At 67.8% G+C, this 5,194-nt stretch carries 5 protein-coding genes and 1 pseudogene; 5 read left to right on the top strand and 1 reads right to left on the bottom strand.

Annotation, left to right across the window (positions count from 1 at the left end):
• The 4 genes and pseudogenes from ACRDUX_RS04240 to ACRDUX_RS04225 form a co-directional block, all read left to right on the top strand.
• Positions 1 to 359, top strand: a pseudogene (locus tag ACRDUX_RS04240) (GntR family transcriptional regulator); the annotation flags it as partial.
• Positions 360 to 408: 49 nt separating this feature from the next.
• Positions 409 to 2,193, top strand: a complete 1,785-nt coding sequence (locus tag ACRDUX_RS04235; protein ID WP_526411333.1) for an ABC transporter substrate-binding protein/permease — start codon at positions 409 to 411, stop codon at positions 2,191 to 2,193.
• On the top strand, positions 2,193 to 2,957 hold the full coding sequence (locus tag ACRDUX_RS04230) for an amino acid ABC transporter ATP-binding protein (RefSeq protein ID WP_526411331.1): 765 nt from the start codon (positions 2,193 to 2,195) through the stop codon (positions 2,955 to 2,957). Before ACRDUX_RS04235 ends, ACRDUX_RS04230 begins: the two co-directional genes overlap by 1 nt.
• Before the next feature lie 115 nt (positions 2,958 to 3,072).
• The gene (locus ACRDUX_RS04225) at positions 3,073 to 3,537 is read left to right on the top strand and encodes a MarR family winged helix-turn-helix transcriptional regulator (protein WP_526411329.1); all 465 of its coding nucleotides are present in this window, start codon (positions 3,073 to 3,075) and stop codon (positions 3,535 to 3,537) included.
• A gap of 12 nt (positions 3,538 to 3,549) precedes the next feature.
• Here ACRDUX_RS04225 and ggh read toward each other — a convergent pair whose 3' ends face one another.
• Positions 3,550 to 4,890, bottom strand: coding sequence for a glucosylglycerate hydrolase (gene ggh, locus ACRDUX_RS04220; protein ID WP_526411327.1), 1,341 nt, complete (start codon positions 4,888 to 4,890; stop codon positions 3,550 to 3,552).
• Positions 4,891 to 4,944: 54 nt separating this feature from the next.
• On the opposite strand from ggh, the gene ACRDUX_RS04215 reads away from it, so the two are divergent.
• Positions 4,945 to 5,194: SDR family NAD(P)-dependent oxidoreductase (locus ACRDUX_RS04215; RefSeq protein ID WP_526411325.1), on the top strand; the 250-nt coding region annotated here is incomplete at its 3' end.

Here is a 5,194-nt window from a genome sequence, read left to right as displayed (position 1 = left end):
AGGCCACGCTGACCACGCTGCGCGGCACCGTGGAGTCGCGGGCATTCCACGAGCACACGTGGCGCTACCGCAAGACGATCAACGACGAATACGCCGGACCGCGTCTGCAGGCTGCGATCCGGGCGTCCCAGACGTTCATGCCGCGGACCTTCTGGGGCGCGTACTTCGGCAGCCACGACGAGATGCTTCCGTTCTACGTCACCGAGACGGCCGCGATCGCCGACGGGGATGCGGACGCGGCCAGGGCGGCCTGCGCGGGCCGCGCCGAGGCCATGGGCCGGGTCATGGTGGCCGAGCTCATCCGGCGCCGCGTGCTCGGGCCGTCCGCGTCACCGAATGCCCCGTCCGTTGCACTCTGATTGAGCCGAATCCACGGCTCCCGTGGCGGGGGACGATAGGTTTCCTCAGATGACCGGCGAGCGAATGTACAAGGCTGTCGTCGTCGCACTGGCCGCACTCTTCGTCGCGACGATGGGACTCGCGCCGATGGCAGGCGCGGACAACGACCAGTGCGCCCCTCCCGGTGTGGAAAGCGCCAGCGCGCTGCCCACCAATCTGGCGGCGGCGGCGAAGGGCCCTGAAGCCGACAGGTACACGACGCCGAACGTCGAGCCGCTGACAGCCGTGAACCCCGTCGCGCTGAGCCTGGGTACGCCGGGTGTGCTGACCGTCGGCACGCTGTCGGATGCGCCGCCGAGCATCTGCATCAACGCCGCGGGTCAGTTCACCGGCTTCGACAACGAGTTGTTCCGTGCCATCGCAGACAAGCTCGGCCTCAAGGTCAACTTCGTCGGCACCGACTTCTCGGGTCTGCTCGCGCAGGTGGCGTCGCGCCGCTTCGACGTCGGCTCGTCCTCGATCACCACCACCGATGCCCGCAGGCAGACCGTCGGCTTCACCAACGGCTATGACTTCGGCTACTTCTCACTGGTCGTCCCCTCCGGCTCACCGATCACCGGCTTCGACAAACTGGCCGCCGGCCAACGCATCGGCGTGGTGCAGGGCACGGTGCAGGAGGCCTATGTCGTCGACACCCTGCATCTGGATCCGGTGAAGTTCCCCGACTACAACACCGTCTACGCCAGCCTGAAGACGCGCCAGATCGACGCCTGGGTGGCGCCGTCGCAGCAGGCGGTCGGCACGGTTCAGGCGGGCGACCCGGCGCAAATCGTCGAGAACACCTTCAGCCTGGACAACTTCGTCGCCTACGCCGTCGCGAAGGAGAACAAGCCGCTCATCGACGCGCTCAACTCCGGGCTCGACGCCGTGATCGCCGACGGAACCTGGGCGAAGCTGTACTCCGACTGGGTGCCGCGTGCGCTGCCGCCAGGCTGGAAGCCCGGATCCAAGGCCGCCCCAGTGCCTGCGCTCCCCGACTTCGCCGCGATCGCCGCCAGCAAGACGCCCGCGGCCGACAACTCCGCCGTCGCCCCGAAATCCGTACTGCGGCAACTGAAGGACTCGTTCCTCGACTGGAACCTGTACAAGAAGGCGATCCCCGACCTGTTCAAGACGGGGCTGCCCAACACGCTCATTCTGACCATCAGCGCGGCCGTGATCGGCCTGGTGCTCGGCTTGGGCCTCGCCGTCGCGGGCATCTCCAGCACGCGCTGGCTGCGGTGGCCGGCCCGGGTCTACACCGATGTCTTCCGCGGGCTTCCCGAGGTGGTGATCATCCTGATCATCGGCCTCGGCGTCGGCCCGATCGTCGGCGGACTGACCGGCAACAACCCCTACCCGTTGGGCATCGCGGCACTCGGCTTGATGGCGGCGGCCTACATCGGGGAGATCCTGCGCTCCGGCATCCAGAGCGTCGAGGCGGGCCAGCTCGAAGCCTCTCGCGCACTGGGTTTCAGCTACTCGTCGTCGATGCGCCTGGTGGTGGTACCGCAGGGCATCCGCCGCGTGCTGCCTGCCCTGGTGAATCAGTTCATCTCGCTGCTGAAGGCCTCGTCGCTGGTGTACTTCCTCGGGCTTATCGCCAGCCAGCGCGAACTGTTCCAGGTCGGCCGGGATCTCAACGCGCAGACCGGGAACCTCTCGCCGCTGGTGGCCGCGGGCCTGTTCTACCTCGCGTTGACCATCCCGCTGACCCACCTGGTCAACTACATCGACACCCGGCTGCGACGCGGCAGGACGTCCACCGAGGCGGAGGACCCGTTAGCCCCGACTGCCACCCAGGAGATGATCTGATGTCCGCACCCGCGCCCGCGGCCCAGACCGCGAAGGTCGACCCGGTTTCGTTGACCGGCAAGGACATTCACCTGGCGTTCGGTCCGAACAAGGTCCTGCGCGGCGTCGACATCGACGTACCCGCAGGCACGACGACGGCGGTCATCGGCCCGTCGGGTTCCGGCAAGTCGACCCTCCTGCGGGCACTGAACCGGCTCTACGAGCCCGACAGCGGCGACATTCTGCTCGACGGTAGATCGGTGCTCAAGGACGACCCCGATGCATTGCGGCAGCGCATCGGCATGGTGTTCCAGCAGTTCAATCTGTTCCCGCACAAGAGCGTGCTCGACAACGTCACGCTGGGGCCTCGCAAGCTGAAGAAGCTCTCCGCCGACGCGGCCCGCGAGCTCGGCCTGGCACAACTTGAACGAGTCGGGTTGCGGCACAAGGCCGATGTCCGCCCATCGACCCTCAGCGGCGGGCAGCAGCAGCGGGTGGCGATCGCGCGCGCCCTTGCGATGGCTCCGCAGGTGATGTTCTTCGACGAGGCGACCTCGGCACTGGATCCCGAACTGGTCAAGGGCATCCTGGCGCTGATCGCGGATCTCGGCGCCGACGGCATGACGATGGTCGTCGTCACCCACGAGATGGGGTTCGCCAGGTCGGCGGCCGATGCCGTGGTGTTCATGGACCACGGAAAGGTCGTCGAATCCGGCCCACCCGAGCGCGTCTTCTCCGATGCCGAGACCGACCGGCTCCGCCAGTTCCTATCCCAGGTTCTGTGATCGGGCCCGCTGGCAAGGAATTGGCGAGGCCGGTCAGGTGCGGAATCACGTCATTTCGGATGAAAAACCGCATGTCGTGCTTCTGACAGGCAATGACAGGTTAGACTAGCGAATTATGGTGGAGACCGAACCGCAGGTCACTGAGCTGGCCGGAGAGCTGCAGCAGGTGCTCTCCAAGCTGTTCTCCGTGCTGCGCCGGACCGACACCTCCAATCGCAATGCGCCCGAGGGCGGAGCCGACCTCACCCTGGCGCAGTTGTCCATCCTGCTGACGTTGCTGGACCTCGGTCCGATCCGGATGACCGAGCTCGCCGCACACGAGCGCGTGCGCACCCCCACCACCACCGTCGCGATCCGCAGGCTCGAGAAGCTGGGCCTGGTGAAGCGTTCACGCGACCCGTCTGATCTGCGTGCCGTCCTGGTCGACGTCACACCCCGCGGGCTGGTTCAGCACCGCGAGGCGTTGGCCACCCGGCGCGCCGCGCTGGCCGTGCTGTTGAGCAGACTCAGTGAAGACGAGCGCGAGACGCTGGCCAAAGCCCTTGCGCCGCTGTCCCGATTGGCCGAGCAGGGCCCGTAGCCCGACAGTGCCTCAGCCCAACCAGTCCAGCACCGCCGCGGCGGTCCACGACTGTTGCATACTGCCCAGCGGCTCCCCGGTGAACGGTTCGTAATACTCCGCGAACGTGCCGTCGCTGGCCTGCCGAAGTCCTTCGCGCCGCAGATTCGACGAACGCTCCGACCATCCCCTCCTGGCGAAGCACCACGAAAACAGCCACGTCACCACCGGCCAGATCGGCCCGCGCCAGTATTCGCGCGCCCGGAAGTCACGTGATACCGGCGACGTCGAGGGGATCAGCGCGTACCTGAGGTCCGGATGCCCGCAGAACCGTGGGCCCTCGAGGAGCTTCAACAGGGCGCGCTCCCGGTCGTGCGGCAGCCCGCCGCACAGCAGCGGCGAGAACTGCGCGACCGTCTCAGTGGGGATCCACTTCTTCGCCCTCAGATCGTAATCCCTTGCTGCGCCGGTGCGTTCGTGCGCGGTCTCGACGACGCCCCGGCGGAAGCGCTCGGCCCAGGAGTACAGGTCGCGAACATCGGAGTGCGGCCGTTTGTAGTCTTCGCCGATCTCGGCGAGCACGGTGCACGCGACCGAGAGGATCGCGGAGACGAAGACGTCCTCGACGGCGAAGCTCATCACCTTGGGCAGGAGGGCGTCGTCGTAGTTCACCGACTTCATCTCCTCGACGAGCCACATGTAGCGGTCGTACTCGAGGTCGGACGGCCTCTGCGTCGCGTCGGTGACGATGGCATTGTCCTCGCGCTGGTATTCCGGTATCACGCCAGGAATCACGTTGGCGTAGGCGTTGTCCCACCGCGGCGAGTTGTCCATACCGGACTCCCAGCCGTGGTACATCGTGACCCGGCCGTGCGAATCGGGATCCCGCGCCTCGGCCAACCAGCGGTGCCAGCGGACCAGGTCCGTCCAACGGCGATCGAGGAACGCCTCCGCGACCGCCCGCGTGGAACGGCCCCGCGTGCGGGCGTGGTCGAGGATGCGTTGCACGGCGATCGCGTGCACGGGCGGCTGCGTGATCCCAGAGGTGTGCCTGGTGCGCGGTGCATTGGCCGCCAGCGCGGAGGTGGCCCAGCGCGCCGGGCCAGGGAAGTAGCCGTCGACGCCGTTGGCGAACACGATGTGCGGAATCATCCCGTTGGCCCACTGCGCCGACAGCAGGGTGTCCAGCTCGACGACGGCCCGCTCGACGCTCAGCGGAGCCAGGCCGATCGACACGAACGCCGCATCCCAACTCCACATGTGCGGGTACAGCAGGGGCGCGGCGGTGGTCATCGCGCCGAGGTCATTGCCGCGCAGCAGATAGGCGGCACGGGCCGCTAACTGGGTGGGCGCGAAGCTCGAATCCGGTGGCATCGGATCAATCATGCGACGCCGAAGGCAAGCGCGCAGGTCGGTAGGGTTCCCTGTGTGCCGACTGCGATGATCACGGGCGCGGCGGGCGGCCTCGGCTCGGCCATCGCCGACGCGCTCGCGCCCACCCACACACTCCTTCTGGCCGGCCGCCCCTCGGACCGCCTCGACGCGCTCGCCGCGCGACTCGGGGCCCCGACCTGGCCACTGGACCTCGCCGACCCCGAGTCCCTCGAGGCGGCCGCGGAGGTGCTCACCGATCTCGACGTCCTCGTCCACAACGCGGGGGTGTCCTACCCGGGGCGCG

It is taken from the genome of Mycobacterium sp. (assembly GCF_050701675.1).
Taxonomy (GTDB): domain Bacteria; phylum Actinomycetota; class Actinomycetes; order Mycobacteriales; family Mycobacteriaceae; genus Mycobacterium.
Note: the sequence above shows the minus strand (reverse complement) of the source record. Positions and strands in the feature narration are given on the sequence as shown.